This window comes from Rothia nasimurium (genome assembly GCF_928392795.1).
Taxonomy (GTDB): Bacteria; Actinomycetota; Actinomycetes; order Actinomycetales; family Micrococcaceae; genus Rothia; species Rothia nasimurium_F.
The window spans coordinates 47059-74004 of the sequence record NZ_CAKMTJ010000009.1 but is presented as its reverse complement, the minus strand read 5'-3'; the positions used below and the strand labels follow the sequence as shown (position 1 = coordinate 74004).

The 26946-nt window shown below is 59.4% G+C and carries 25 protein-coding genes and 1 riboswitch; of the genes, 15 read left to right on the top strand and 10 right to left on the bottom strand.

Translation table 11 applies throughout. The features are described from left to right. The first annotated feature begins 1 nt into the window (after window position 1). Window positions 2-835 carry an aldo/keto reductase gene (locus tag L6963_RS09995; RefSeq protein ID WP_135011189.1) on the top strand — a complete coding sequence of 278 codons (834 nt, stop codon included), beginning with the start codon at window positions 2-4 and terminating at the stop codon, window positions 833-835. Here the strand turns inward: L6963_RS09995 and L6963_RS09990 are convergent. Both L6963_RS09990 and L6963_RS09985 read right to left on the bottom strand, forming a co-directional pair. Further along, the gene (locus tag L6963_RS09990) at window positions 832-2148 is read right to left on the bottom strand and encodes an MFS transporter (RefSeq protein WP_237207543.1); all 1317 of its coding nucleotides are present in this window, start codon (window positions 2146-2148) and stop codon (window positions 832-834) included. The genes L6963_RS09995 and L6963_RS09990 overlap by 4 nt on opposite strands. 3 nt (window positions 2149-2151) lie before the next feature. Continuing rightward, window positions 2152-5859: a DEAD/DEAH box helicase gene (locus L6963_RS09985; protein WP_237197004.1), complete on the bottom strand. Its 3708-nt coding sequence runs from the start codon at window positions 5857-5859 to the stop codon at window positions 2152-2154. 150 nt (window positions 5860-6009) lie between these two features. Beyond that, window positions 6010-6137, top strand: a riboswitch (SAM riboswitch). 35 nt (window positions 6138-6172) lie between these two features. On the opposite strand from L6963_RS09985, the gene L6963_RS09980 reads away from it, so the two are divergent. Together L6963_RS09980 and L6963_RS09975 are read left to right on the top strand one after the other, a co-directional pair. Then, window positions 6173-6388 (top strand): nuclease PIN, encoded by a 216-nt coding sequence (locus L6963_RS09980; protein WP_083091505.1) that lies wholly within the window; start codon window positions 6173-6175, stop codon window positions 6386-6388. Continuing rightward, on the top strand, window positions 6385-6816 hold the full coding sequence (locus tag L6963_RS09975) for a plasmid stabilization protein (protein ID WP_237207544.1): 432 nt from the start codon (window positions 6385-6387) through the stop codon (window positions 6814-6816). The genes L6963_RS09980 and L6963_RS09975 overlap by 4 nt, the downstream gene beginning before the upstream one ends. A 211-nt stretch (window positions 6817-7027) precedes the next feature. Here L6963_RS09975 and L6963_RS09970 read toward each other — a convergent pair whose 3' ends face one another. After that, entirely contained in the window at window positions 7028-7801 is a 774-nt protein-coding gene (locus L6963_RS09970) for an SDR family NAD(P)-dependent oxidoreductase (protein ID WP_237207545.1), read from the bottom strand. Between the two features lie 112 nt (window positions 7802-7913). On the opposite strand from L6963_RS09970, the gene L6963_RS09965 reads away from it, so the two are divergent. Further along, window positions 7914-9743: a DUF6350 family protein gene (locus L6963_RS09965; RefSeq protein ID WP_237207546.1), complete on the top strand. Its 1830-nt coding sequence runs from the start codon at window positions 7914-7916 to the stop codon at window positions 9741-9743. 137 nt (window positions 9744-9880) lie between these two features. On the opposite strand, the gene L6963_RS09960 is transcribed toward L6963_RS09965, so the two are convergent. Continuing rightward, window positions 9881-10294 (bottom strand): hypothetical protein, encoded by a 414-nt coding sequence (locus L6963_RS09960; protein WP_237207547.1) that lies wholly within the window; start codon window positions 10292-10294, stop codon window positions 9881-9883. 111 nt (window positions 10295-10405) lie between these two features. On the opposite strand from L6963_RS09960, the gene purN reads away from it, so the two are divergent. Both purN and purH read left to right on the top strand, forming a co-directional pair. After that, a complete protein-coding gene (gene purN / locus L6963_RS09955; protein WP_237198808.1) occupies window positions 10406-10984 on the top strand; it encodes a phosphoribosylglycinamide formyltransferase in 579 nt (192 codons plus the stop codon). A gap of 127 nt (window positions 10985-11111) precedes the next feature. After that, entirely contained in the window at window positions 11112-12719 is a 1608-nt protein-coding gene (purH, locus tag L6963_RS09950; protein WP_237207548.1) for a bifunctional phosphoribosylaminoimidazolecarboxamide formyltransferase/IMP cyclohydrolase, read from the top strand. 265 nt (window positions 12720-12984) lie between these two features. On the opposite strand, the gene L6963_RS09945 is transcribed toward purH, so the two are convergent. Beyond that, window positions 12985-14685, bottom strand: a complete 1701-nt coding sequence (locus L6963_RS09945; protein WP_237207549.1) for a substrate-binding domain-containing protein — start codon at window positions 14683-14685, stop codon at window positions 12985-12987. Window positions 14686-14915: 230 nt separating this feature from the next. Here L6963_RS09945 and L6963_RS09940 point away from each other — a divergent pair, with 230 nt between their 5' ends. The 3 genes from L6963_RS09940 (at window position 14916) to L6963_RS09930 (ending at window position 17878) form a co-directional block, all read left to right on the top strand. Continuing rightward, on the top strand, window positions 14916-15464 hold the full coding sequence (locus L6963_RS09940; RefSeq protein ID WP_237207550.1) for a TetR/AcrR family transcriptional regulator: 549 nt from the start codon (window positions 14916-14918) through the stop codon (window positions 15462-15464). A gap of 249 nt (window positions 15465-15713) precedes the next feature. Beyond that, window positions 15714-16997 carry a serine hydroxymethyltransferase gene (gene glyA / locus L6963_RS09935; protein WP_185173467.1) on the top strand — a complete coding sequence of 428 codons (1284 nt, stop codon included), beginning with the start codon at window positions 15714-15716 and terminating at the stop codon, window positions 16995-16997. A gap of 2 nt (window positions 16998-16999) precedes the next feature. Beyond that, entirely contained in the window at window positions 17000-17878 is an 879-nt protein-coding gene (locus L6963_RS09930) for a bifunctional methylenetetrahydrofolate dehydrogenase/methenyltetrahydrofolate cyclohydrolase (RefSeq protein WP_237198812.1), read from the top strand. 83 nt (window positions 17879-17961) lie between these two features. On the opposite strand, the gene L6963_RS09925 is transcribed toward L6963_RS09930, so the two are convergent. Next, the gene (locus L6963_RS09925) at window positions 17962-18672 is read right to left on the bottom strand and encodes a GntR family transcriptional regulator (protein WP_237207551.1); all 711 of its coding nucleotides are present in this window, start codon (window positions 18670-18672) and stop codon (window positions 17962-17964) included. Window positions 18673-18743: 71 nt separating this feature from the next. Here L6963_RS09925 and L6963_RS09920 point away from each other — a divergent pair, with 71 nt between their 5' ends. The 6 genes from L6963_RS09920 (at window position 18744) to L6963_RS09895 (ending at window position 23237) form a co-directional block, all read left to right on the top strand. Beyond that, window positions 18744-19196, top strand: a complete 453-nt coding sequence (locus L6963_RS09920) for a hypothetical protein (protein WP_237187252.1) — start codon at window positions 18744-18746, stop codon at window positions 19194-19196. Between the two features lie 19 nt (window positions 19197-19215). Next, window positions 19216-20283, top strand: coding sequence for a tryptophan--tRNA ligase (gene trpS, locus L6963_RS09915; protein WP_423816785.1), 1068 nt, complete (start codon window positions 19216-19218; stop codon window positions 20281-20283). A 20-nt stretch (window positions 20284-20303) separates the two neighbouring features. Next, entirely contained in the window at window positions 20304-20834 is a 531-nt protein-coding gene (locus L6963_RS09910) for a 2'-5' RNA ligase family protein (protein WP_237207552.1), read from the top strand. 307 nt (window positions 20835-21141) lie between these two features. Further along, window positions 21142-22116: an ABC transporter ATP-binding protein gene (locus L6963_RS09905; RefSeq protein WP_237207553.1), complete on the top strand. Its 975-nt coding sequence runs from the start codon at window positions 21142-21144 to the stop codon at window positions 22114-22116. Beyond that, window positions 22113-23033 carry an ABC transporter permease gene (locus tag L6963_RS09900; RefSeq protein WP_237187249.1) on the top strand — a complete coding sequence of 307 codons (921 nt, stop codon included), beginning with the start codon at window positions 22113-22115 and terminating at the stop codon, window positions 23031-23033. Before L6963_RS09905 ends, L6963_RS09900 begins: the two co-directional genes overlap by 4 nt. A gap of 66 nt (window positions 23034-23099) precedes the next feature. After that, window positions 23100-23237, top strand: a complete 138-nt coding sequence (locus L6963_RS09895) for a hypothetical protein (RefSeq protein WP_237205675.1) — start codon at window positions 23100-23102, stop codon at window positions 23235-23237. Between the two features lie 356 nt (window positions 23238-23593). Here the strand turns inward: L6963_RS09895 and L6963_RS09890 are convergent, their stop codons facing one another. The 4 genes from L6963_RS09890 to L6963_RS11930 all read right to left on the bottom strand — a co-directional run bounded on the left by L6963_RS09890 (window position 23594) and on the right by L6963_RS11930 (window position 26447). Beyond that, window positions 23594-24256: a response regulator gene (locus L6963_RS09890; RefSeq protein ID WP_237207554.1), complete on the bottom strand. Its 663-nt coding sequence runs from the start codon at window positions 24254-24256 to the stop codon at window positions 23594-23596. Window positions 24257-24314: 58 nt separating this feature from the next. Further along, entirely contained in the window at window positions 24315-25532 is a 1218-nt protein-coding gene (locus tag L6963_RS09885; RefSeq protein WP_237207555.1) for a sensor histidine kinase, read from the bottom strand. Window positions 25533-25969: 437 nt separating this feature from the next. Continuing rightward, the gene (locus tag L6963_RS11935) at window positions 25970-26134 is read right to left on the bottom strand and encodes an IS3 family transposase (RefSeq protein WP_423816786.1); all 165 of its coding nucleotides are present in this window, start codon (window positions 26132-26134) and stop codon (window positions 25970-25972) included. A gap of 19 nt (window positions 26135-26153) precedes the next feature. Continuing rightward, entirely contained in the window at window positions 26154-26447 is a 294-nt protein-coding gene (locus L6963_RS11930; protein ID WP_423816784.1) for an IS3 family transposase, read from the bottom strand. Window positions 26448-26946: the final 499 nt, after the last annotated feature.

Sequence of the window (26946 nt, the reverse complement as noted above, 5' to 3'; positions counted from 1 at the left end):
CATGACTGAGTCACCCCTTCTCACCTTCAACGACGGCAACAGCATCCCCCAGCTGGGCTACGGCGTCTGGCAGGTAGAAAACGACACCGCCGAAAAGGTCGTAGGCCTGGCCCTTGATGCCGGCTACCGCCACATCGACACCGCCAAAATCTATGGCAATGAAGAAGGTACCGGCAAGGCAATTGCTGACTCCGGTGTAGCTCGCGAGGACGTCTTCCTCACCACCAAGATCTGGAACGACGACCAGGGCTACGAGCAGACCCTCAAGGCAGCGGACGAGTCCCTGGCCCGCCTGGGCACCGACTACGTCGACCTGCTCCTGGTTCACTGGGCTAAGCCCTCCCAGGGTCTCTACACCGAGACCTGGAAGGCCCTGATTGAACTGCAGAAGCAGGGCAAGGCCAAGTCCATCGGCGTCTCTAACTTCCCCGAAGAGCAGCTGCGTGAAATCGTCGCCGAAACCGGCGTCGTCCCCGCTATCCACCAGATTGAGCTGCACCCCTACTTCGCCCAGGAAAACCTGCGTGAGGTCCACGCAGAGCTGGGCATTGTCACCCAGGCATGGAGCCCCCTGGGCAACCGCTCCGACCTGCTGGATAACCCCGTGATTGGCGAAATTGCCAAGGCACATGACGCTACCCCCGCCCAGGTTGTGCTGGCCTGGCACCGAGCCCACGGCATCGTGGCTATCCCCAAGTCGGTAACCCCCGAGCGTATCGTCTCTAACTTCGAGTCCCTCAAGGTGGCCCTGACCGGCGACGAGGTTTCAAAGATTGACGCGCTCTCATCAGCTGAGGGCCGCATCGGCCCTGACCCGGCAGATATCGACTTCTAGGAGTCAACGATAGGCTGCTGCCGTGTTTCGGGGATAGGCTCCGGTACGTAGCGCCAGAGGGCAGGTACCGCCAGCGTCGCTAGGGCGATGGTGACCATCACCAGGGTTCCGCCGATAACCGCAGCTAAGGGGGAGCCCACCAGCTCGGCGGCACCGCCCACAAAGGCCATGCCCAGGTTGGGGCCGCCCGCAACCGTGATGATGAAGAGCCCCTGTAGGCGTCCGCGCAGGGCGTCGGGAGTGGCTACCTGAATAATGGTGGAACGGTAGACCGACCCCAGGGCGTCCGCCCAGCCCATAAAGGCCAGGGACGCAAAGGCCAGGCCCAGGGGCAGCAGGTTCTCGGTCAGCGAGGCGCTGGGGATACGCCCCTCATAAGCCCAGGCGATGAGCCCGAAGGCGATAAAGCCCAGCCCCCAGCCCGTATAGCTGAGGGTGAGGAAGCGGCCCTGGCGGCGGACGTCCTTGAGGAAGCCAGAGAAAGAGACCCCCAGGAGCGCGCCCACCGGCCCAGCGGCTAGCAGCAGCCCCGCACCGGCCTCACCGCCGCCAAAGGTGAGGGCGGCAAGGGCTGGAATGAGGGGGCGGGCCTGGGCGAAGAACATGCCGAGAAGATCCACCACAAAGGTCATACCCACCACCGTATTGCGGCGCACAAAGCCGAGCCCCTCACGGATTGAGGTCAGAGCGGACGGACGCACCGCCCCGCTCTGCTCCGGGAGCATGGCTGGGAGCCGGTAAAGGGCCCAGATGCCAACGGTCATCGCGAAAACGTTGATGGAGTAGGTGAGCTGGTAGCCGACGGAGGCTACGAGCAGGCCGCCAATCAGGGGCCCGGCGCTCATGCCCAGGGTGCCTACCGACATCATGAGGGTGTTAGCTGCCGGGAGCAGACGGGGTTTGATGAGGCGGGGAATAATGGCCCCGCGGGCTGACTGGTTGATGGGCTGGAGCAGGGATTCTGCGGCGATGAGGGCGTAGAGTACCGCCACACTGTGGACGTTGAGCCAGGCGTGTAGAGCGATGAGTACGGTGACGCCCCACATGCCCAGGGTTGCAGCTAGGGCGACCTTGCGTCGGTCGTAGCGGTCGGCAATCACACCGCCGTAGAGGCCGCCGATGATCAGCGGCACCACCGAGACCAGGCCCACCAGGCCCACTGCCCCGGAGGAGCCTGTCAGGGCATAAATCTCCAGGGCGATCGCCACCGAGGTGATTGCAAAACCTATGGTGGAAAAGAGCCCGCCCAACCAGATGCGCCTGAAATCGGGGGAGTAGGTGAGCGGGGTGAAGTCCATGAGAATCTTACCCACGGCTTACTCTCCTTTCTTCTCTGAGACGGCGCCCTGACCGGCGTCCGGTTCGGGGGCCGCTAGCAGGTCGCGTATCTGGGCAGCGGTGAGCTGGGAGGCAAAGAAAGCCCCCTCATCGACCACAGCATCAAAGAGGGCGGCCTTGGACTCCTTGAGTTCCATGACCTTCTCTTCGATGGTGCCCGCCGATACCAGGCGGTAGACCATCACGTTCTTGGTCTGCCCGATACGGTGCACGCGGTCAACGGCCTGCTGCTCGGCAGCCGGGTTCCACCAGGGGTCCATGATGAAGCAGTAGTCGGCGCTGGTTAGATTCAGGCCAAAGCCACCTGCCTTCAGGGAGATAAGGAAGACAGGGGCGGTGCCCGCCTCAAACCCTTCAAGGAGCTCCCCGCGGTTGCGGGTGGAACCGTCCAGGTAAAGATAGGGGATGCCCAGGTCAGAGAGCCTTGCCGCGATTTTCTTCAGATAGCCGGTGAACTGGCTAAAAATCAGAGCCCGGTGGCCGTCGTGGATAATTTCGGGCAGGTTTTCTTCCAGGTAGTCCAGCTTAGAAGACTCCACCCCTGAGTAGCGTTCGGCGTCAATGAGGGTGGCATCGAGGGCCAGACGGCGCAGGGTAGTCAGGGACTGGAAGATGGTGAAACGGTTCTTATCGATATCCTCCAACAGACCCAGAATCTTCTGGCGCTCGCGCTGCAGGTGGGTGTCGTAGGCCTTGCGGTGGGCTGGTGCCAGGGGTACATCGATCCGCATATCGGTCTTCTCGGGCAGGTCGGCGGCCACCAGTTCTTTGGTGCGGCGCTTCATGAGCGGACGGATGCGGCGGCGCAGCCTGCCCAGGGCCTTGGTTTCTTCCCCTGATTCGATGGGGGTGGCGTAGACGTCCTTAAAGGCGCGGGCCGAGGGGAAGAGCCCCGGGGCAGCGATAGAGAACATGGACCATAATTCCATGAGGTTGTTTTCCATGGGGGTGCCGGTGACCGCGATCTTGACGCGGGCTGGCAGGTCGCGGGCGGCCTGGTGGGCCTTGGTTTTGGCGTTTTTGACGAACTGGGCCTCATCGAGCACCAGCCCCTCAAAGGGCTGCTGGGTGCCCAGCTCAAAGTAGTGTTCTTCATCGATCCGGAAGAGGGCGTAGCTGGTCACCACAACGTCGGCTCCGGCAACGGTATCGGCCAGTCGCCGTTTCGACTTTCGCACCGACTCTTCCACCCCCACCACCGTGAGGGAGGGGGCAAAACGCTTGATTTCCCGCACCCAGTTGGGCACCACCGAGGTGGGGGCGACCACCAGGAAGGGGGAGGACGCGTCCGCCCCACCTTCTGGTGTGCCGGGCTGGTGGGCGGCACCCAGCGAGCTGGCGGCGTCCTGCTTTTTCTGCTGGGCGTGCAGGAAGAGGGCGATGGTTTGCAGAGTCTTACCCAGGCCCATGTCATCAGCCAGTACCCCGCCCAGGCCGTGTTCCCAGAGGAAGGCCAGCCACTGGTAGCCCTCTACCTGGTAGGGGCGCAGGGTGGCCTGTAGGGTAGTGGGCACGTCGGCGGGGGAGTGGTCATCGAGGTTGAGCAGGGCAGAGACCTGCTCATCCCAGGCGGCCACGGTCTGGGTTTCTGCGGCTAACTCTTCGAGTTCTTCCCAGAGGCCCACCTGGTGGCGGTTGATTTCGAGCGGGCCGGTTTTATCGGTGAGCTGAGCGGCTTCGCGCAACAGCTCTTGTAATTTCATGAATTCGGGCCGGTCGAGGGCAAAGTACTGGCCGTTACCGAGCAGCAGGTGGGTTTGGCCCTTAGCCAGGGCTGCAACAACATCGGAGAAGGCCACATGCCAGTCCCCGGCCTTGATAGCAACGCCCAAACCGAACCAGTCGCGGCGGCGGGTATCGTCCACCGTCACGATGATTTCGGGGGCTTCGTCGAGCTCGCGGAATTCGGGGCGGGGCCCGGTTACATCAACGCGCACACCCTCAATCTGCTCGTAGTCGGGCACATAGGTTTCGAGCAGGGTGCGGGTGCCCCAGTTCTCGGTGTAGTGGCGGGTGAAGGGCACGCCGGGGCGAATCTTTTTGACCTCTTTGAGCACCCGGTACTCGTGGGCGGTATCGCGCACATCGGCCCGGTCTTCGCCGGGGTAGCCCAGGGCATCGAGCCTGAGAAAGTCGCTGTCGTCGCCGGTGGGGTTGACCGGGTACTCCCAGTGCCAGGCGGTGTGGGCGGTGAAGGGCGGGCCCGGCTCGTCAAAGGCAATGCTCAGCACCAGGGTGGGCATACGGACGGCAGGCAGCTCAAGATCTTCGCTGCTCGTTGAGATGGGCAGTGCCCGGGTGAGGGCAGGGTAGTAGTCGGCGAAGAAGGCGGGGACGTCGGTAGCCGGCACGGTGACCGGCTCACCGGATACCAGGGACTCGGCAACCGCATCCAGCGGCTCAGCTAAGGGAATGAGCACAAGCTCCGAGTCGGCGGTGAGCCAGGAAGGACGGTCCGCGGGCGCTACGTCCTCAGCCTGGGCCAGAGCCGAGGGCAGGGTGGACTCCCAGCGGGCAGCGGCCGCAGCCTTCACATAGGTCTCCTGGGCCGCCCCGCCCAGGGCGATAAAGCCCTGCCTGTTATTGCCCAGCTTGTGGGTAAAACTAGCGGGCAGGGTGTAGGCCCCCCAGCGGAGCAGGGGAGTCAGGCGCAGGGCATCGGCGGACGACCCCCGCTCGGGTACCGGTTCAAGGGCCAGTTCAACCTGGGGAGCGCTCGCGATAGTCAGACCGGTTTCTTTGCCGTCTAAGAGGATAGACAGACCCACCTCGCTAGCAGATTCCAGCATCTGCCAGAGCAGGGAAGAATCCACATTCGAGATAGAAGCCCAGTCGCGGTGGGAGGAATAGATGGACTGGGAGCCCCGAATCACCGCGTAAAACTCATTGAACCAGGCCGCGTGCTCGGGGAGCAGGCCGGTTCCCGCCGACCCGGCGGCAGAACCCGAAAACTTCTCCCAGCTCAAACCGCCCTTAATCCACTTGCCGCGGGCACCCATCATCAGGGGCCGGGCTTCAAGCGATACGCGGGGCGCCCCGATGTTCTTGGTCCACCCGTACTTACCGGGCACCACCAGGCGCAAATCAAGGGCACCGGTCACCCGGTGGTTGCGGCTATCGTAGCTGGGGCGGGCAGCAAGAGAATGGGCCAGGGACCGCCGCCAAGCCGGCAGGGACTGCCCAGCCCGAGCACCGGCGTCCGCCTGCTCCTCGGTACCGGCACTCGCCTGCTCGCCCCGGTGTTCCCTCAGCAGATCTGCAGCCCGCTGCAGGCCCACCGTATCGGCCATCTCCAGGATCTCCTGCACCTTCTCGTCGGCGCTCGCTGTGGTCTTCCAGGTACTTGAGGACGCCGTCATAGCCCGCTTAGCCTTGGCCGTACGGTCGATTGCGGTCAGCATCAGCGCCACCGCATGCTTGCAGTTATGGGCCACCGGGCAGGAACAGGTCGCCGAAAAAGCATAGGAGCCCGCGGTGACCTCCGCGGGGAAAGCCACCTGCGCAGTGTAGGGAGTAGAACCAGAGCCAGCCACCTGCCCCTCCAGCACCCGCGACTGCTCGTCATAGGTGTAACGAATGACGTTACCCTCCCGCATATACCGCTGCCCCCGCGTGTAGGCACCAGAGCCCACCTGCCGAATAATGGCGGGGGCTGTCACCGGGATTTCAGGGAAAGAAGTAGACACAGGCACACCTTCACAACAGAGCAAATACCTAGTCTTCTAGCGTATCGCACCGCCTTACCCACAGCGCCAACGGGCTGGTTCGTCACAGTAAGAAAAATTTCTGAGACCGGTGTTTACAGATGCGTTGAGAGCGGGTTATGCTTTTACCAGCTTCAAGAGATTCAACTGTCAAGCTCCGACTTTGGTTGAACGCCAACCCCATGTTCACGGGTGGCTCGGATGACGAAGCGGTCTGCATCGCGCATATCAGCGCTGTTTGGTGCAGGCAAGAGCAAGTTTCGAAAGGAATGCGCACTTTACGCGCAACGACGGCATGTCAAACGCTCGACCTCACGCCCACCGTCCTCACATCACCGTTCAGAAGAACATCTCTGCTGCCTCTGTACCCGCCCGCGGCGGCTACACCGCAATGAGCATCCAGGACTACACCCGCATCTCCAACGAGCGCAGCGAATTCCTCAACTTCCTGCTGGCCCCCAACCCCAGCGGTATCCCTGCAACTGAGTACGGTGTTCTGAAAGCTGCATGAGCCAGGTAGGTCTGCTTCTCGATTCCGATGTCCTTGCTGAAATCCGCAAGGCCACCCCGCACCCGCAGGTAGTGAACTGCCTGCGCCGCCGCTCCTACCGCACCATGTACATCTCGGTGCTCAGCCTCGGTGAACTCAAGGGGCTTTACCCCTACCCAGAAACCGAACGCTGGCTCGCTGAGCTCATGGACCGCTTCGACTCTCACGTACTAGAAGTCGACGCGAAGGTATCACTGGAGTGGGCCGGACGCCACGCCGAGAAGCACCTCCACCTGGTGGGTGGGCAGCGCCCCGCCCCCCTCGCCACAGCAGCCCTCGAGGGCCTGATGGCAGCCACCGCCACCGTCCACCAGCTTGAGATTATTTCGAGCAAGGCCGAGATTTATAAGTCCTGGGGCGTCCCGGCGGTGGACCCTTGGGAAGACTAGATTCCGCAACATAGGTTCCACAGGCTCACGCTCGATGGAGCCCAGCAGATTCCGAGCGCGCGAGGAAACAAATCTGCGGGCGGAATAGGCGCAAGCCTGACCCTCACGCCCCGCCTAACGGCGGATTCCGTTCGCTCTTGCGTGCTCGCGCGCTCGCACCCGCTCACTTCATCCGAGCCAGCAGCTTCGCTGTGAGCCTGCGGAACCTTATCTAATAGTCTCGCGTTCTCGCTATCGCAGCTGCCACCAGCCGGCGGGGTAGCACCCGTGCGGCTGCGACCGTTAGTTTGTAGGGTAAGGACGGCACACAGATCGGCTTACCTGCCGTGACCGCTGCGATACCTTCGGCAACGACCCGTTGGGGGCTCAGCCATAAAAAGTCTGGTAGGCGGGGCTCGCCCTGGCCCATGGCGTCGTGGAACTCCGAGCGGGTTAGGCCCGGGCATAGGGCTGTCACATGGATACCCCGGTGTGAATACTGTAGATGGGCGGATTCTGAGGCCACCACCAGGAAACGTTTAACTGCCGAGTAGGTGCCGCCGGGGGTAAAGGCTGCCACCGAGGCGACGTTAATAATGCGGCCCCGCCCGCGCGGCAGCATGGCAACAATCGCCGTGTGCATGAGCTGGAGCGGAACCCTGGCCAGCACATCGACCTGGTCTAGGTGGCGTTCTACGGGCGCTGCATCAAAGCTCTTGCCGAGCCCAAAACCCGCATTATTGACCAGTATCTCAACAGGGTGCTCAACCTGCTGTAGGCGCTCAACTAGGCGGGCGACGTCCTGCTCCACCAGCAAATCGGCAGGGATTACCTCAACGTCCACCGAGAATCTGTCGCGCAGCTGGCCTGCTAGGTTTTCTAGAGCCTCGGCCCGCCGGGCGGTGAGTACCAGGTTGTACCCGGCTTCTGCATACTGGCGGGCGAACTCGGAGCCGATACCTGCTGAAGCACCGGTAATCATCACATACGAAGTTTCACTGCTCATGGCTCCCACTCTACCGCCGGGGCGAGCTGGCCCGGTTATCTTCACCGCACTCTTACCCTGTATACCGGCGTCATCAGGCACACAACAGAGAAACATGACATGATGAAAGACGATGAATACCACCGCTCACCCCAAACATTCCCTCCCTATGCCCCTGTGGCTGCAGGGCTCAGTTGAACTTGCCCTCGTGGCGCTGGCCTCCTACCTCACCGTCGTCCTGCTCCTGGTGGCGGTCTGGTACACCAACGGCTTCAACAGCAGCGGTACCCTAGCCGGTGCTGTCTCTGTGGCCGGGCACTTGTGGCTGCTGGTTCACGGTGTGCCCCTGAACATGAATATCCCCGAGCAGGGGGTCTTCTCGGCGGTGACCGGAACCATGAGCCTGGTACCCCTGGGCCTCACCCTGATCCCCCTAGCCCTCTGCTACCGCTCCGGTCGCCGCCTGGCCCGCGCCAGCTACGAGGGCCAGTTCTGGCAGCCCCTGGCCGGTGGTCTTCTCGCCTACGCCGTGGTGGGCGCAGGGGTGAGCCTGCTGTCCACTAACGACTTCTTCTCCACCTCACCCGTCCTTGCTGCCCTGATACCCCTCTGGGTAGCTGCCCTGGGCATTATCTTGGGCGGGTACGCCGAATCGCGCTCGCTAGCCGCCATGATCGGTGTGAACGCGGCCGACTGGGTGAAGAAATTCAGCCAGTATTCCCGCTGGGCAGGCTCCTACGTCTGGGCCCTGCTGAGGGCGGCCCTGGTGAGCGTACTGGCCTTTGTGGCCGGTGGCGCCCTGCTGCTGGTGGTCACCCTCTTCTGGCACTGGGACGACGTCGTCTCCCTTTATCAGACCCTGCACGCTGGTGCCGTCGGCGGCCTAGCCCTAACCCTGCTGCAGCTGGGTTTGCTCGTGAACCTGGTGGTCTACTCCATGGCGTGGAGCTCCGGCGCGGGCTTTGCCCTGGGCACCGGCACCTCCGTTGACCTGACCGGCACCAACGTGGGGGTCATGCCCTCCCTGCCGGTGCTGGGGGCACTGCCGCACGCGTCCGAACCCTGGGGCTACCTGGCTCTTGCCGTGCCCCTAGCCGCCGGTGCCCTGGGCGGCTGGTGGTTCTTCCGCGAAGGCGAAAACCACTTTGACGAGTGGCTTTCCCTCAAGATTCGGTTCCGCTGGCTGTCCTGGCCCCTCTCTACCCTGGGGCTTGCCGTCCTGACCCTGCTGCCGACCTTCCTTCTGACCACCCTGCTGGGCTGGGCCGCTAACGGGTCGCTGGGGCTGGGACGCTTCACGGCGATCGGCCCGCACCCCCTCACCTTTGGGGCCTTCTCTGCCGTGCTGCTGGCGGCCGGTACCATGCTGGGGCTGGGCCTTGCCCACCTGCTGGTGCGCGACACCTCCGGTGAACTAGAGCGCTTTGCCCAGGCCAAGCCCACCCGCGAACAGAAGCGTGCCGCCCGCGCCGAGGCAAAAGCCCAGAAGGCAGCGGCCCGCGCCCAGCGCAAGGCAGAAAAGGCGGGGTCTGACCAGTCGGACGCCGCCCAGCCGGATGCCACCGAGCAGGTAGACGTAGAACCGGGTGAGCTAGAGAATCAGGACGCGGGTGGCAAGACCCCCGCAGAGGGTGGGTCGGTTGCGGCCTCCAGTGAGAAGGGCGCCGCTGCGCTGGCGCTGGCCCGCATCATGGCTGACCGTGAGCAGACCCAGCCGGCCGAGAGCGACGAGCCGGCCGAGAGCGATGAAGCTGCTCCTGAGACTGAGGAAGTAGCGCCTGAAAACGAAGCTGAAGAACCCGCATCTAGCGAAGCAGAAGCAGAGGCTACACCCGAGACTGAAACTGAAGAACCCGCTGTGCCCTTCCGGCCCGTGGTGAAGCGTCCTAAGTCCCTGCGTGCCCGCCGCCAAAAACGCCTTGAAGAGCTGGCAGAAGGTACGGGCAAGGACACTGAAGATTAGTAAGAGGTGGCCCAGACTCGCAGCGAAGCTGCTGGCTCGGGGCTGGCGTGAATCGCCCTTGTGAGCGATAGTGAACCGGGCGAGAGGGTCGGCAGCGAGCGTGAGTCTGGGCCACCTTTGCGGTAACTGCTCAAGACCTACTGCCCCATGAGCTGCTGCAGCAGGCCGTCGCTCATTTGCGAGGTGCACTGCTGCTGGCGGCTCAGGGTCACAGCCTGCTGCAGGCACTCCGCGTAGGCGATGGTGGCGTCCACAAAAATCAGCTGAACCAGCGCGGCGAAGCCCAAAAAGAGCGACCAGAGCATCACCATGACCATGAGCACTACCGAAAAAGCGGGAAACTTAGCCCCCACCATTTTCACCAGGGTCACCGTGGCAAGAGTGAAGGTCAGCACCGCCAGGGTCGCTGTTACCGCAGCAAACCAGCCCGGGTACGAGGTGCTAGCCACCGTAGCAACCATCGCCAAAAACGACAGGCGGGACCACACCTTGATATTCTCAAGCACACGGTCAGAGGGCAGCTGAGTGGAAGGACGCACAGTGTCAGACATACCTACCACCTTACCGCGCCCTGCCACCCGCCTCGCACAGCGCAAACTACCGGCGTCTCAGCATGAAAACGCGGCAGTGTGTTGGCGCTCGCATGCGATAAACTTTTCTGTATGCGCATTGTGGTGATGGTGTCCGGATCGGGCACAAATTTACAGTCCATCCTTGACTCCGTAGCAGCCGGCGACCTGAACGCCACGGTCCTGGCTGTTGGTGCCGACAAGCCCTGCCTGGGAATCGAACGAGCAGAAGCAGCCGGAATCGAGACCTTCCTCGTAGAACCTTCCAGCTACGACACCCGCGAAGCCTGGAACCGCGCCCTGGAAGAAAAAATTGCCAGCTACGGCGCCGACTACATCATCTTCGCAGGCTTCATGCGCATCGTCGACGCCCAGCTCGTTGACCGCTTCAAAAACCGCATCATCAACACCCACCCCGCCCTGCTGCCGTCCTTCCCAGGAGCCCACGGCGTGCGCGACGCCCTTGCCCACGGGGTCAAAGTCACCGGGCTCACCGTGCACCTGGTCGACTCCGGCGTCGATACCGGCCCCATCCTGGCCCAAGCCGCCGTCGACGTCCTCGATGACGACACCGAAGAAACCCTGCACGAGCGCATCAAGGTCAAAGAGCGAGTGCTCCTGGTAGAAACCATCGCCCGCCTGGCCCAAGACCTCAACGGCGAACCAGCCTAACCCACAAGTTTAGCCCCGCACCACGGGGCTGGGCCTAGGGTCGGGGCTCCTTACCAAAACGACTCACACCCACGTAACCACCTGCTGACCCGGCCCAACCCGGCAGCAAAAGAAACGGAGTTAATCTGTGAGTCTCATTGAGCTCGACCGCGTACCGCTCAAGCGTGCCCTCATCTCTGTCTACGACAAGACCGGCCTCGAAGACCTAGCAAAGGGCCTGCACGAAGCCGGCGTCGCTATCGTCTCCACCGGTTCAACCGCCTCCACCATCGCCGCAGCCGGCGTCCCCGTCACCGAAGTCTCCGACATCACCGGCTTCCCCGAATGCCTCGAAGGCCGCGTCAAAACCCTGCACCCCCGCGTCCATGCCGGCATCCTGGCAGACCGCCGCAAGCAGGAACACATCGACACCCTCAAAGACATGGGAATCGAGGCCTTCGACCTGGTCGTCGTCAACCTTTACCCCTTCGTTGAGACCGTAGCCTCCGGCGCAGACCAGGACGCCATCATCGAAAAAATCGACATCGGCGGCCCCTCCATGGTGCGCGCAGCAGCCAAGAACCACGACGCCGTCGCTATCGTCGTCGACCCCGCCAAGTACGGCCAGGTCGTTGAAGCCGCCAAGGCAGGTGGCTTCAACCTGGCAGAACGCCGCCGCCTGGCGTCCGCCGCCTTCGCCCACACTGCCGCCTACGACACCGCCGTTGCCACCTGGACCGCAGCCCAGTTCGAACAGGACGAAGACGCCAACTACTGGCCCCCCTTCGCCGGACTCGCCTTCGAACGCTCCGAATCCCTGCGCTACGGCGAAAACCCCCACCAGGCAGGCGCCCTCTACGTCGACCCCGCTGCAACCCCCGGCATCGCCCAGGCAGAACTGCTCGGCGGCAAGGCCATGAGCTACAACAACTACGTCGACGGTGACGCCGCCCTACGCGCCGCCTACGATTTCGACGAACCTGCCGTCGCCATCATCAAGCACAACAACCCCTGCGGCATCGCCATCGGCGCAGCAGACGCAGCCGACCCCATCGCCGACGCCCACGCCAAGGCCCACGCCTGCGACCCCCTCTCAGCCTACGGCGGCGTCATCGCAGCCAACCGCGAAGTCACCGCAGCCATGGCAGAAACCGTCAAGGGCATCTTCACCGAAGTCATCATCGCCCCCTCCTACGCCCCCGAAGCCCTGGAAATCCTGCAGACCAAGAAGAACCTGCGTATTCTCCAGCTGCCCGAAGGTTTTGCCCGCGATGCTATCGAATACCGCCAGGTATCCGGCGGTGCCCTCTTCCAGGACGCCGACCGCCTGCACGCCGACGGTGACAAGGTCGAAAACTGGCAGCTCGTCGCCGGTGACGCCGCCGACGAAGCCACCCTGGCCGACCTTGAATTCGCCTGGAAGGCCCTACGCGCCGCCAAGTCCAACGCCATCCTGCTCGCCAACGACGGAGCCGCCGTCGGCATCGGCATGGGCCAGGTCAACCGCGTAGACTCCTGCCGCCTCTCCGTCGAACGCGCCAACACCCTTGCAGAAGGTGCAGAACGCGCCCGCGGCTCCGTCGCAGCCTCAGACGCCTTCTTCCCCTTCGCCGACGGCCTCCAGGTACTCCTGGACGCCGGCGTCCGCGCAGTCGTGCAGCCTGGCGGCTCCATCCGCGATGAAGAAGTTATCGCTGCAGCCAAGGAAGCGGGAGTGACTATGTACTTCACCGGAGCTCGTCACTTCTTCCACTAGGCTCATCAGCGCGGCGGAGCGAATATACCTTCGCCAGCTGACCCTCTTGGGCTCGCGCTGGGCGCTCGCCCAGCCTCGTAAACTCGGCTGATTCCGTGCTCTCTTATGTGCTCGCTTGCTCGCACCCGAGCACTTCATCACGCCAGCCCCAGCCAGCTGGCTCCGGTATATTCGCTCCGCCTCTGGTAGAACTAGTAATTCGCAGTAAAAAGTCCGCCCCTCCACGTACGGAGGGGCGGACTTTTATCGTGTTATGTGAAGAACCCTACTGCTGCGCAGCTGCGTCCGAGATGCCGGTGAGGGCTTCAGCGAAGATGCGCTGCACGTCGGTGGGGGAGGAAGCCATATGGGCCTCGCCACCGACGCTCTGGGCGATGGTGGTCAGGGCGTTCATATCCGCGTCCTCAGAGACACCAATCATGATGATGAAGACCGGGTTAGCCGGGTCCTGCTCCGCCTGAATGGTAGAAATCAGTTCTTCCTGGCTAATTGAACCATCATCAAAGTTTTCACCGTCGGTCAGTACAATCACGGCATTTACCGAACCGTAGGCGTAGTTCTCCTTAGCGGAGCGGAAGGCAGCCAGGGTGGTGTCATAAAGGGCGGTGAAGCCGTTGGGGTCAATGGTCGCGGCAATACCCGAGCCAGCCTCCTGTAGGAGCACCCGCTGGGTCTTACCGTCTACAGTTTCTTCAAAGCCGCGCACGGGTACCAGCTCCTGGTAATCAGAAACAGAACCGTCGGGCAAAGTGAGGTCACGGGAGAACTTCCACAGACCCATAGAGTCACGAGCAGGGAAAAGCTGGGAGCCCGCCAGCACAGACTCGACAGTGATATCCATACGGGACTTATCGGTACCCGTTACCGGGCGCAGCATGGAACCCGATGCATCGAGCACGACCAAGGCATTCAGCGGCGCAGACTGTAGGGAGTAAGAAGTCCAGACCTGGGTAAGCACGTCCTGGTTACTGGGAGTCAGCGCAGCAAAACTACCGACACCGTACTCGCCTTCTAGCTCCTGGCCGTCCGCCCCACGCAAACCGGCAGATGTTAGGGCCTTCTTGCCGTCCTCGCTGCCCATAAAGTCAATAATCTGCTGGGCAGCTTCATCGATAGTGGTGTTGTTGCTGGAGGACGCCTGGTAGAGGGGGTAGTTGAGGGCAAAAGAGCCGTCGCCGGGTACAGTTGCGGTCAGCCCGGAATCTGCGTGGGTTGAAGCGTAAGCAGCGTAGTCAGCTTCGGTGACGATTGCGGCGTCCTTGGAGCCGTTATCCACATCGGTCAGCAGCTCGGTAGCGCTCTGGGCGGCTTCAGTAACACCGATGCTCTGGGCACGCAGCGTAGTGCCACCGGTGAGGTCCTCAACGCTAACGGTACCCGCTGACGCCTCAGAGATACCCCCGAGCAGGGCCGCGAAAGCGCCGGGGTCCTCCTTGGGGTCACCCATGCTGACGGTATCTTCAGCCTTGAGAGCTTCGAGCCAGGTGCCGTAGCTGGTGTTATCTTCTGACACGATGACGCCGGGGGTCTGGGCAAGAGACTCAGCAAGGGGAGTTAGGCCGGTGTTGGCTTCGCTCATGGCCAGCTCAGCGCGGGTGGTGGAGTCAGGAATCCAGAGGTTGGTGGTTGCTGTGCCGCTGGTTGACTCGGTGAGTACATCGCTGGCGGTCTTATTGGTGGTGATGTCGAGGGTGATGCAGGTGTCCTCGTCCACGGGCATAGCCTTCAGCGCTGCTGCCATAGGTTCGGTGGTAGCCACGGTGACGGCCTGGGTGGTTGAGCAGGCAGCCGGAACGGTTTGGCCGCTGGTCGTTGACTGTTCCCTATCAGAGGTGATGTTGGTGTAGGCGATAGCGCCGCCGCAGAGCAAAATGATGGCTGCAGCGCCGGTTGCAATCCACTTGCGGCTATTCTTCTTCTGCTTCTCAATACGCTCTTGACGGCGCGACTTGGCGGTGTTCACCATGGGGTGGGTGCCTCTTCCCTAATGCTGTGCGGTGGGGTGTGCGAGTGGGGGTCCCTCAGCAGGTGCGACTGATGAGGCACTCGCATGCGCGGCTAACTACTGCTGGGTAGCGCCGCTGGTTCGCCCTTTAGTGTAGCAAGAATGGGGTGCTGATGGCGGGGTTTATAGGACGGTGGTGGTGGGCTGCTGTGCTTTAAAATGGGAGGGTGCCGAAAGTCAGTGAAGAGTATATGCGTTCCCGTCGTGCCGAGCTTGTTGAGGCTGCCCGTGCTGTGTTTATGCAGAAAGGGTATCAGCAGGCCTCGATGAGCGAGGTGATTGCAGCCTCGGGCTTATCTGCCGGGGCGATTTATAACCACTTCTCGGGGAAAACCGAGATTATGGCTGCGGCTGCCCGGGTAGATCTCTCTCAGTTTGAGGTGCGCAGCGATGAGCTGCCCTGGGAGTTTGTGGAACGCTGTCTGGTGACCTTGCAGGCCGATGAGCAGCTGACGCGGTTTTTGGCGATTACCTGGGGAGAGGCCGTGACGGTACCTGAGGTCGCTGAGGTTGTTGATGAACAGCTGGGCCTCTTGCGTTCCCGCGTGGTGGCGAGCTACCGGGCCTGGGCTGCGACAGAACTAGATTTTTCCCCCTCGGAGCTAGAAACCTGGTTACAGATGCTGGGCTCGGCGGTCCTGTCTGTGCTGACCGGCTTTGTGGTGCAGGCCAGCACTGTACGCGACTTTGACGCCGAAAGCTACTTCGAATTTGCCCGCACTATTTTGCGGCAGGCCTAGCCTCCCTTTTTCCTGCGCGGACGCCGGTGAGCAGCTCACCGGCGTCCGCGCAGCTTAAAAGCAGGGGTGGGTAAAAACCTGAAAATTATCTCAAATCTGCCGGGGCAACGGGCACTAGCTAGCTAGGTCACATACACTTAAAAATAGAGTGCGCTCACACGCGCTACTCGGTTAAAGCATCACGTGATCTTCTGTATCCCCTCGTACAGACAACAGAAGAAACTGATCCACCATACTCAAGGAAGTGGCATGACCAACCTTTCACCCAACGTCACCAACCTGCCCCTGGCTGAGGTAGACCCCGAGGTCGCTGAAGCTATTCAGCACGAGCAGGAACGCCAGCAGAACACCCTCGAAATGATCGCTTCAGAGAACTTCGCCCCCCGCGCTGTACTTGAAGCTCAGGGCTCTGTTCTGACCAACAAGTACGCCGAAGGCTACCCCGGCCGCCGCTACTACGGCGGCTGTGAATTTGTTGACGTGGTGGAGCAGCTGGCTATCGACCGCGCCAAGGCCCTCTTCGGTGCCGATCACGCCAACGTACAGCCCCACTCCGGCGCCCAGGCCAACAACGCCGTCATGCACGCCCTGCTGACCCCCGGCGACAAGATTATGGGCCTGTCCCTGGCCCACGGCGGTCACCTGACCCACGGTATGAAGCTCAACGTCTCGGGCAAGCTCTACGAGGTTGTTGCCTACGGCGTGGACGAAGAAACCGGCCGCGTGAACATGGACGAGGTCCGCGAACTGGCCCTGGCCGAGAAGCCCAAGGTCATTATCGCCGGTTGGTCAGCCTACACCCGTCAGCTGGACTTCGCAGCCTTCCGCGCTATCGCCGACGAAATCGGTGCCTACCTCTGGGTCGATATGGCCCACTTCGCCGGCCTGGTAGCAGCTGGCCTGCACCCCAACCCCGTCCCCCACGCCCACGTGGTGTCTTCCACCGTCCACAAGACCCTGGCAGGCCCCCGCTCCGGCTTCATCATGTGTGTTGAGGACCTGAAGAAGAAGATCGACTCGGCGGTCTTCCCCGGCCAGCAGGGCGGCCCCCTCATGCACGCTATCGCCGGTAAGGCTACCGCCTTCAAGATTGCTGCTTCCGACATGTTCAAGGACCGCCAGGCCCGCACCCTCGAAGGCGCCAAGATTCTGGCCGACCGTCTGAACCAGGCCGACATGGCAGAGGCCGGCGTTAAGGTCATCTCCGGCGGCACCGACGTTCACCTGGTCCTGGTTGACCTGCGCGACGCCGAAATCAACGGCCGTGAGGCAGAAGACCTGCTGCACGAAGCCGGCATCACCGTCAACCGTAACGCAGTGCCCAACGACCCCCGTCCGCCCATGGTTACCTCCGGCCTGCGCATCGGTACCCCCGCCCTGGCAACCCGCGGCTTCGATGCTGAAGCCTTCACCGAGGTCGCCGACATCATCGCCGAAACCCTTAAGCCCGGCGTCGACGTTGCAGCCCAGCGCGAGCGCGTCACCGCCCTGTGCGAGAAGTTCCCCCTCTACTCCGGTATCGAGGAGTGGTAAACATGCCGCAGATTCTTGACGGCACCGCTACCGCTGCCCAGATTAAGAGCGAACTCGCCGAGCGCGTAGCTACCTTGAAAGAAAAGGGTGTTACCCCCGGTCTGGCGACCGTGCTGGTGGGCGATGACCCGGCCTCCCGCTCCTACGTGGGCGGTAAGCACCGCGACTGCGCCGAGGTTGGCATTGCCTCCATCAAGGTGGAGCTGCCCGAGACCATCAGCCAGGAAGAGCTTGAAGCTGAGCTCGAAAAGCTGAACAACGACCCGGCCTGCACCGGCTACATCGTTCAGCTGCCCCTGCCCAAGCACATCGATACCAATCGAGTTCTTGAGAAGATTGCCCCCGAGAAGGACGCCGACGGCCTGCACCCCATGAACCTGGGTCGCCTCGTCCTCAACGTGGGTGAACCCCTGAACTCGCCCCTGCCCTGCACCCCTAACGGTGTGATTGAGCTGGTGGAGCGCCACGGTATTTCGTGGAAGGGTAAGAAGGTCGCTGTGCTGGGCCGCGGTATTACCGTAGGCCGCCCCCTGGGCCTGCTGCTGACCCGCAAGGACGTCAACTCCACCGCTACCCTGGTGCACACCGGCACCGAGGACGTCAGCGCAGCCCTGCGCGATGCCGATATCATCGTGGCTGCCGTGGGCGTTGCCCACGCCGTGAAGGCTGATCAGGTCAAGGACGGCGCTATCCTGCTCGACGTTGGTGTCTCCCGTATCGAGGACCCCGAGACCGGCAAGAAGAAGCTGACCGGCGACATCTCACCTGAGGCCGCCGCTAAGGCCAGCTGGTACTCACCCAACCCCGGCGGCGTGGGCCCCATGACCCGCGCTATGCTGCTGGTCAACGTGGTAGAAACCGCAGAACGCCAGGCCGCCTAAGTCTAAGTGTCCACGAGAATCGCCGAGTGTCTACCAAGAGCGTATGCACTCGGCGATTCTCGTATGCACTCACGGAAAAAGAACTACCTCTTGACCTTTATCTCAAAGTCGTAGCGGTCGCCCCGGTAAAGGGTTTGGGTACTTTCCACAGGCAGGCCGCGCACGGTGTAGCCCACTTTTTCAACGCGTAAGGCGGCCGCCCCGAGGGGAACCCCCAGCCGGGCTGCTTCTGCCTGGGTCAGGTTGGTTGCTACCACCCGCACGGTTGCGGTTTCCACCTGGAAGCCGGACGCCCGCATCTGGGCATCGAGCGAGGCAGACAGCTCAGGCTCCACATGGGAGAAGGCCTTGGGTAGGAAGTGGGCGGTTTCAAGAGCGATAGGGGAGCCGTCCGCCTGCCGCAGCCGCTGAATCTGAATCACCTTGGCACCGGCGTCCAGACTCAAATCGCGTTGAACCGCCAGCGGCGCCTCGATGAGGTGGCAGGTGAGGGTGAGGGAGTGGGGGCGGTGGCCGCGCGCGGCCATGTCGTCTGTGAAAGAGCGCAAGGACGGCGCCCGCATCGGGTGCTTGCGCGGGGCAACATAGGTGCCTGACCCCTGCACATGGTAGATAAGGCCGGCGTCAGCTAGTTCCCGTAGGGCCCGGCGGACGGTGTCGCGTGAGACGGAGAAGATATCCTGCAGCTGCCGTTCTGTGGGCAGGGGCATGTTCTCATCGGCCGGGCAGATATAGCGCTCTTCGATGAGCCTGGCGACCTGCTGGTACTTCGTTTCACGTGATGAGGGCATCATGTACCCCACTTTACGCTTAAGTTGGGCCTGCGATTCAGCGCGGCCTGGCTTCCTTTGACATAATAGAGGTCATGCAGTCGAACGGTTCAGAAAAAACAGCACAAGAGCAGAACACCAAGGTCGTCCTGATGGGCGCCGGTATTGGCATGGCGATTTTGGTTGCCCTGCTGGCCTGGGCTATCGTCCAGTCAGCCCGGGAGGAATCGGTGCTGGGCTGGATTCTGGCCGGTATTATCGCAGCCTGGCTGGGCATTGCAGCCTACCTGCTGGTCAACGTCAACCGCACCCTGGTAGCCCAGCGCAAGGCCTACGAGGAGCACGCCGTGAAGCGCGCCGAGTACGAGTCTGATGTGCACACCGAGAAGCTCGCCCACTCTTTCCAGATTTGCCTGGTGCAGTCAAAGGTGATTGCCGAGCAGCTTGAGGTCAACGACGAAAACTCCCGCGACATGATTGATCGCGCTATCGACACCATTAACTTCACCGCTAAGAACGGTATGGAACTGGCCCGTGAAGGGGCCTAAACACAGCGAAGGACGCCCCGTGAGCAAGTCACAGCAGACCACCCCCGAAGAAAACATCAAGGCTAAGATTCCCAACGCGGCAACCGGTGCGCCGCGCGCTTTCTCGGGCGCCCAGCCGTCCGCGGATTCCATGCACCTGGGTAACTACATCGGTGCGGTCAATAACTGGGTTGACCTACAGAAAGACCATGAGTGCCTCTACTTCATTCCCGATATGCACTCGATTACCGTGCCCCAGGACCCTGCGGTTCTGCTGGAGCGCACCCGCAAGACCGCAGCCCAGTACATCGCAGCCGGTATCGACCCCGAGAAAACCCCGCTTTTCGTGCAGTCGCATGTGCCCGAGCACGCCCAGCTGGCCTGGGTACTTAACTGCATTACCGGCTACGGTGAAGCTGCCCGCATGACCCAGTTCAAGGACAAGGCAGCTAAGCAGGGCGCCGATAACGCCTCGGTGGGTCTCTTCACCTACCCCGTCCTTATGGCAGCAGACATTCTGCTCTACCAGGCCGATGTAGTGCCGGTAGGCGAGGATCAGCGCCAGCACCTGGAACTGACCCGCAACCTGGCCCAGCGCTTCAACTCCCGCTTTGGCGACACCTTCGTGGTGCCTGAGCCGGTCATCCTCAAAGAGACTGCCAAGATTTACGATCTGCAGACTCCGGACTCCAAGATGAGCAAGTCAGCGACCACCGATAAGGGCATTATCTGGCTGTTGGATGACCCCAAGAAGACCGCCAAGAAGATTAAGTCGGCGGTGACTGACGCGGGCACTGATATCTCTTACGACCGCGAGAACAAGCCCGGTGTCTCCAACCTGCTCTCCATCTACTCGGCGGTGACAGGTAAGGCTATCGACGATATCGTTGCCGACTACGAGGGCAAGATGTACGGCCACCTCAAGGTAGACCTAGCTGAGATTGTGGTTGAGGAGCTGTCCCCCATTCGGGAACGCGCCCTGGAACTCATGGACGACCCGGCTGAGCTGGACCGCCTGCTGGCCATCGGTGCCGGTAAGGCCCGTGAGATTGCCTCTGTGACCGTGAAGAATGTCTATGACGCGGTAGGCTTCCTGCCCGCCCTCTAAGAGTTAGACACCCTCACCTGGTGGCTTCTTCACCGACCATAGACCCCGACCGCAGGTACCTCAGCATTGTTGCCGAGGTACCTGCGGTGGTGGCCGAGCACCTGGTCTCATGGCGGGCGAGCCAGGGGCTGGTGGGCCCCGCTGCTCAAAGCTGCCACATCACGATTTTGATTAGTGAGGACGCCGGCGGCGATCCCCTGGGAGCAATTGAGCAGGCTGTGATAGGGCTAGACCCCGTGCAGGTGAGCTTGGGGGCTGCCACAAGCTTTGAGCCGGTTACCCCGGTGACCTACCTGCCCGTGACTACCGGGGCAGATAGGCTCACCCTGATTCACGCAGCCTGCCAGCAGGCGGTAGGGGAGTCGGTGTCCCCTTTCCCCTACGAGCCGCACCTCACCTTAGCTAATCATGCCCCGGAACCTGCCCTGGCGGCGTCCTTACGCGATTTTGCCGCCCTACCTCCTGGCCTCGCCCGTTTTACCGTAAATCAGCTGACGGTCTACCGCTTCAGTGCAGGCAGCTGGCAGCAGCTGGGAACAGTAAATCTATAGCAAAAGGCCCTGCTTCTTCGTGTTGTTGAACTAGCCTCCGATCCCACCACTGCGTCGAAGCATTTGCCCATGGGGAGGGAAGGGGTACCAAGTGCATACACCTCCCTTATGGTAGCGACAGTAAAAGAAAACGAACCCGGACGAGACCACCTCAGATTGTTCAACAATTGTTGCAGGTATGGCAGCGAACATACAAATGCATGAACTATCGTCTACCCCAGAACTGTACGAAAGTATATGTGGCAAGCTCTAACGCCTCACTAGAGTTTTTAGTGAAGGCGCAAGAGAAAGAAAAGCGAGGTGTGCAATGAACGGTCTCAAACTCCACGGGATTAGCCGCAGCTTCGGTGACCACAAGGTGCTGCAGGATGTAGATTTCGGCGTCCGTCGCGGTGAAATTGTTGGTTTCATCGGTGGCAACGGCGCAGGTAAAACCACCACCATGCGACTCATTCTAGGAATGCTTAACCCTACCGGCGGGCATATCACCTGGGACGGGAAACCCATCTCAACCGAGAACCGCAGGTCAATCGGTTACATGCCGGAAGAGCGGGGCCTGTACCCTCAGATGAGTGTCAAAGATCAGGTTGTTCACTTTGCTCTACTTGAAGGGAAAACCCTGGGGCAGGCGAAGGAAAAAGCTGACGAACTTATCGCTACACTGGGCCTATCGGGTCGAGAGAAAACCCTCGTCCAAGATTTGTCGCTAGGTAACCAGCAGCGAGTTCAGCTAGCTGTTTCTCTGGTTGGTAACCCAGAACTACTGGTACTTGATGAACCCTTCTCGGGGCTTGACCCCCTAGCTGTAGATACAATGGCTGGTCTTATCCAACAACAGGCAGCCCAGGGCGTGGGCATCCTGTTCTCATCGCATCAGTTGGAGCTTGTTGAGCGCCTATGCGACCGTGTTTGCGTACTTGATCGAGGCAGAGTGATGGCAGATGGTGCTGTCTCTGAGTTGCAAGATACTGATCAGACCCGGTGGGAACTAAAGTTTGATCGCCCGGCCGGAGAATTCGTTGCCGAACTATCGTTGGTCGCTTCCTTCCATATCGAATTCAAGATGAGCAACCAATCATCAGTTTTCATCACAGTTGATGGACGGGGTGCAACCGTTCCCCAGGGCGTACTAGAAACTGCCATACGATTTGGAGGGCTACGCAGTATTGAGCCTGTGCAACAGTCCTTGGGCGCACTCCTATCGCAGGATTATATTTCGTCGGGCCGCGGTATCACCCCTGCCCGTGAGGCAGAGCTTGAATCGGCAGGTCAGACACGATGAAAGCTAAAGGCATGACCCAGCAGACTACCCAGCATGAAGTAGGTGAAAAATCAGTGAGCACTGCTTACCGTGAAATGTTAATCGTCATTCGACGTGAGGTTCTTACCCGCACCAAGAATAAGACCATCCTGCTAGCCACCGGGCTGCTTGCCCTGACTGTGGGTATTGGAGCAGGTGTTGGCGGTTGGTTCTTGCGGGAGAAAATGGGGGATGCTAGCTTCCAGCTGGATACCCGCCTGCTCTTTGCTACAGCGATGGTGAGTGCTTTGCTCAGCTCTCTTGTGTACTCATCCCAGAGCCTGACCTCTGGTGTTGTTGAAGAGAAGTCATCGAGGGTTGTCGAAATCCTCCTCACCAAAATCGGTGTTGTACCTCTGTTGGCAGGAAAGATGATTGGTATCGGCGCGATAACGCTGGTTCAGCTACTTCTTATTGGCGGCACTGGTCTGCTGGGTTTCACCCTCGTGGACGGGTGGTCACTGCTGGAGCTTGAAGTAGGCGCAGCTCTCTTGTGGTTCCTTGTATGGTTCTTGCTGGGCTACATCATCTTCGCAACCATGAACACGATTCTGGCGTCAACGGTCTCCCGGCAGGAGGACCTGAGTGCCGCAGTGATGCCGCTGTCGGTTTTGCAGATGGTTCTGCTGGTGGTCACTCTGTACCTGACACCCACCTATCTTGAAGAGGCTTGGCTTAGGGGGCTGTCATTCGTCCCGCTTTTCTCTTCCTACCTGATGCCTATTCGCTTTGGTCTGGACGGCGTGCAGACCTGGGAAATGGTGACCGCTGCCAGTATCGCTGGGGTAACTATTCCGCTGCTGTTCTGGGTGGCAACCCGTGTATACAGCAACAACGCTTTACGAACCGGCTCTAAGGTTTCGCTGCAACAATCATTTGCCTCAGACAACGGGGCTTAAAGCCGGGCTTTTGTCCGATTCATCTTCTGGGATTACTTGCCCATCACCATTGAAAGGAAAAATAACATGACTGCTTACAAGAACGAGACTACCTACCCCACTACCTCAAAGGGTACCTCAGCGGTTGGCCGCTGGACTCGTAGCATGGCGCTGGCCTTGGTTGGCGGCGGCGTAGGCTATGCGGTAGTAACCCTCTTTTTCTAAGTCGATAGAACTTTACTTGTAGTGGAGAAAATAGCGAAAGCGGAGAGATATTAGAAGTTCTAGAGAACGTAGCAAGGGCAGTTATTAGTATCCCTGAAACTTATAGTAGGACCGAATTTGAGCAGGTTAAACAGTTTGCTCTCAGTAATCTCAGCCGACCGCGTCTGGCACCCGATAATTTAGCAAGGTTTTTGACGCAGTACAGCGTGACGGGTTGGGGCGTTGATGCTTTACTAGATACACACCGCATCGACAGCCTTAGCCTGGAAAATCTTGCTCCAGCTCTCGCTGAGTTGGCCTACCCGATTGGAGCTGTTCTAGGGATTGACCTTGTTAAAAATAGTAAGTTTATGGATTTACCAGGTTCTTAGGTTAATGAGGTTGTGCTCAATAGCCTTAACCAGAATCTGAACTCTGTCGCGAACCTGCATTTTTTCCATAATTTTCACAAAACGCGCTTTAATCGTTGATTCAGAAACAAAAAGTTCTGCAGCCATCTCTTTATTATTCAAACCGCGTGCGAGAAGCTCAATAACCTCTATTTCTTTAGCGGTAAGAACAGACATGAGTTCCTCATCGGGGGAAATCTCAGTAGGAACCGACTGTTCAAGCCCCTGCACCACATAACGGGTTACCTCAGGGGATAGCACGGAGCCACCGCCGTGAACGGTATGAATTGCGCTGGTGACCTCTTCAGGGAGGGAATCCTTCACCAGATAACCTGAAGCACCGGCTCGTAAGAGATCAACAACATAGCGATCAGTGGCAAAGGTGCTCAGCCCCAATATTTTTATGTCAGGAAAAGAATGGTGAATATACTGGGTTGCCTCAACACCGTCCATCAGAGGCATCTGCATATCCATCAAAATCACATCTGGTTGCAAAGCCCTTGCCTGTGAAATCGCCAACTTGCCATTTGAGGCTTCCCCCACTACTTCCAGGCTTTCATCAGAGGAAAGATAATCCTTCAAAATATTACGAATGAGGGATTCATCATCTACAAGGAGGACTTTAACCATGAATGTACCTTCGCTACGTGCAACAAGCTAAAGCGTCAACTAAACCCTGGACATAGTTTTAGGCAGGGGGGAGGCTCACCTGGATTCTCCACACGCCGCCATCATCTTGATAAGACAATGTTCCGCCCAAGCCATGAAACCTAGCCTTCATTGATTCTAACCCGGTCAAAGATGAAGAAACGGGTTCGTTATGAGAGATAACGTTCTCTGAGGATAGCATGACGTTACGCTGCCCCACCGTAAGGTCAATTTTTACAGGCCCATCAGAGGAGCCATGCTTGAGAATGTTTGTTCCAATCTCGCGAGCTGTACGTCTTAGCGCCTGGCGAGATGCCAAAGGAATAAGGCTTACATCCCCATCAACGGTCAGCGTAACAGTAAAGCCTGCATTTTCTAGGGCATCAGATATTTTATGTAAATCGTGAGTCAGGGCTAGAGCCGATGTGGTTTCCCCTGAAAGAGAGGTGTCGCCCAGCAGCAAATTCTCTTCTGTCTGAGGAGCACTGGGCAGCTCGCCTTCAGGCGAGTCATTTTTCTCAGCTCTAAGGACAGTCACTAGCTTGCGAAGATCCTCGAGCGCTTGACTTGCAGAATCCCCAATTCCAGTCAGAATAGCGGCTGTGCTTTCTGGGTCCTTTGCGAACTGTGCACGCCGAGCCTGCATGGCGATAATAGTGACTTCATGCGCAACAATATCGTGTAACTCGTAGGCAAGGCGGGTGCGTTCCTCATTCCGTGCATGGAGCTGGGCTTCCTGAATAGAGATAATCTTTTGCTGGTCTTTTTCCCGCTGAAGCCGGAACCTTCTGAGTACTAGCCCTGTGATGTATGAAAAAACTGCTAATGACGTTGTTATGAACTGAGTATCCAATGTATTTGAACCCCAACCCGGATACACAACAAAAACACACAGGACAATACCGAATGCCACGACCTGACGTTTTGTAGCCAGGTAAGCGCAATACACAGGCACCAGAATTGACGCCGATGAGAACCCAGCCCAGACGAAACTGGAATCGTTATAAAGCACCGTGATGTTGGCAAGAGAAAAATACCAGCCATAAATTCCGGGCATGAGCCCAAAGCCCATCATAAAAACGGGTAGATAGGCAATCGCAATAGCCCATACACGATTCTGGGTATCTGTATTTTCGTAGACCCCCGAAGATAAATCGGCCGCAATAAAAATAAATACCAGGCAGATAAGCAGCCCCCTCAGGTAGGGGCCAAGGGGAAACCACTTCTTGCTGGAAGCACTATGGGGGCTTGTCGTCATGGGTTTATGCTATCACCCCTCGGGCAGTGCTACTTCGGAACGTATGAGTGTTAGTCACATATCCCTGACTTGCAAAGCCAACGAAAGAAAGTAGGAGACATGCTAGATGCTGAGGCGGGGGAAGCTTTAACATCAATATCCTGCGGCAAAGAAGCAGCCCGCGCAGGTGAAAAACTGAGGGTGAGAGCAACGGCGATGGAGGTAACTGCCAGTGTCTTACGGATATTCTTCATGGTTCGGAGTCCTTGGTGGTGTGAGTCAAACTGTTGTTCTGCTATCTATTGTGGAGTATTAGGCTCACGTAAGGGTATATACAAAAGTTCAGAAGTGGATTACCTATTGTTGTACTTAAGTTCAAGGTCTAGAGATTTTGTCTTCTGAACTAGCCTCCGAAAATTGAACTGAGTTAAATTCTAGACAATCAGGACCCTAAAGGCTTACCCCGATACTCCACCGGAGCCCAGGCCCTTCAGCCGCTCCTGAAAACGATTATTGTTATACCCCAAAAACATACTCATTAACAGCCGTGAAGAACTCCTCAACACCCGAAAAACGCCCCCGTGATACGTCTCAGCATTCAAATGCCCAAAAAAGTTCTCCATCACACCATTGTCATAGCAATTACCCTTGTGTGACAGCGGCATCACTGACCCACACAGCATTAGGCTCCTTGGGAGTGAAGTTACGGTTCGAGAGATTTTCAGCGATACAACTAACCTGCCCCTGATAAGAGCTGTACTTTTTACCTGCCCTGACCTTGTACTTCAGCCCTATCTGGTCCATGAGATTGTAGACGAGCTTGTGATTGACTTTCCACCCTAGGTGGCATAGTTCGGCAAGGACACGGCGGTAACTATACCGCCGTTTCGTTTTCTTAAAGATAGCTATAATGGCTTTCTTCAGCTGAGTATACACATCAGGATGATTTAGCCGTAACTGGTGGTAGAAGTATGTTGATCAGGCCAAACCTGCTGCTTGAAGTAAATTACTCAGATGGTGTTCTGACTTGAGGACGGCGATGATTTTGGCCTTTAGCCTCGCTGGTGGTTCCTCAAGTCCCGCAATTTTTTAGGCAGCAGGTGTTTTCTGCTTCTAGTTGCTCAATCCTACGGCGTAGCTTCTCTTCCTCTGTGAGTGTCTTCGGTTTGTATACTCCCTTGGGGCGTCCTTACGCGATTTTGCGAGCCTTCCGCCTGAGCTTTCGAATTTCACCATCGACCAGCTGACGGTCTACCGCTATCACTCAGGTAGCTGGCAGCAGCTGGGAACAGTGCGCCTTTAAACAATAGAAGCTTATTCATAAAGATCGGTGGAGCAGGCTCACAGCGAAGCTGCTGGCTCGGGGCTGGCGTGAATCGCTTGTGAGCGTCAGCGAACCAGCGAGAGGGTCGGCAGCGAGCGTGAGCCTGCGGAA

Coding starts and splice junctions, on each gene's coding strand:
- L6963_RS09920 (WP_237187252.1), top strand. CDS start 18,744: ATGCAGTCGAACGGTTCAGAAAAAACAGCACAAGAGCAGAACACCAAG.
- L6963_RS09960 (WP_237207547.1), bottom strand. CDS start 10,294: ATGTCTGACACTGTGCGTCCTTCCACTCAGCTGCCCTCTGACCGTGTG.
- L6963_RS09945 (WP_237207549.1), bottom strand. CDS start 14,685: ATGGTGAACACCGCCAAGTCGCGCCGTCAAGAGCGTATTGAGAAGCAG.
- purN (WP_237198808.1), top strand. CDS start 10,406: ATGCGCATTGTGGTGATGGTGTCCGGATCGGGCACAAATTTACAGTCC.
- L6963_RS09905 (WP_237207553.1), top strand. CDS start 21,142: ATGAACGGTCTCAAACTCCACGGGATTAGCCGCAGCTTCGGTGACCAC.
- L6963_RS09900 (WP_237187249.1), top strand. CDS start 22,113: ATGAAAGCTAAAGGCATGACCCAGCAGACTACCCAGCATGAAGTAGGT.
- L6963_RS09930 (WP_237198812.1), top strand. CDS start 17,000: ATGCCGCAGATTCTTGACGGCACCGCTACCGCTGCCCAGATTAAGAGC.
- L6963_RS09890 (WP_237207554.1), bottom strand. CDS start 24,256: ATGGTTAAAGTCCTCCTTGTAGATGATGAATCCCTCATTCGTAATATT.
- L6963_RS09970 (WP_237207545.1), bottom strand. CDS start 7,801: ATGAGCAGTGAAACTTCGTATGTGATGATTACCGGTGCTTCAGCAGGT.
- L6963_RS09995 (WP_135011189.1), top strand. CDS start 2: ATGACTGAGTCACCCCTTCTCACCTTCAACGACGGCAACAGCATCCCC.
- L6963_RS09885 (WP_237207555.1), bottom strand. CDS start 25,532: ATGACGACAAGCCCCCATAGTGCTTCCAGCAAGAAGTGGTTTCCCCTT.
- glyA (WP_185173467.1), top strand. CDS start 15,714: ATGACCAACCTTTCACCCAACGTCACCAACCTGCCCCTGGCTGAGGTA.
- L6963_RS11935 (WP_423816786.1), bottom strand. CDS start 26,134: ATGGAGAACTTTTTTGGGCATTTGAATGCTGAGACGTATCACGGGGGC.
- L6963_RS09895 (WP_237205675.1), top strand. CDS start 23,100: ATGACTGCTTACAAGAACGAGACTACCTACCCCACTACCTCAAAGGGT.
- L6963_RS09925 (WP_237207551.1), bottom strand. CDS start 18,672: ATGATGCCCTCATCACGTGAAACGAAGTACCAGCAGGTCGCCAGGCTC.
- L6963_RS09980 (WP_083091505.1), top strand. CDS start 6,173: ATGTCAAACGCTCGACCTCACGCCCACCGTCCTCACATCACCGTTCAG.
- L6963_RS09975 (WP_237207544.1), top strand. CDS start 6,385: ATGAGCCAGGTAGGTCTGCTTCTCGATTCCGATGTCCTTGCTGAAATC.
- L6963_RS09940 (WP_237207550.1), top strand. CDS start 14,916: ATGCGTTCCCGTCGTGCCGAGCTTGTTGAGGCTGCCCGTGCTGTGTTT.
- L6963_RS09965 (WP_237207546.1), top strand. CDS start 7,914: ATGAATACCACCGCTCACCCCAAACATTCCCTCCCTATGCCCCTGTGG.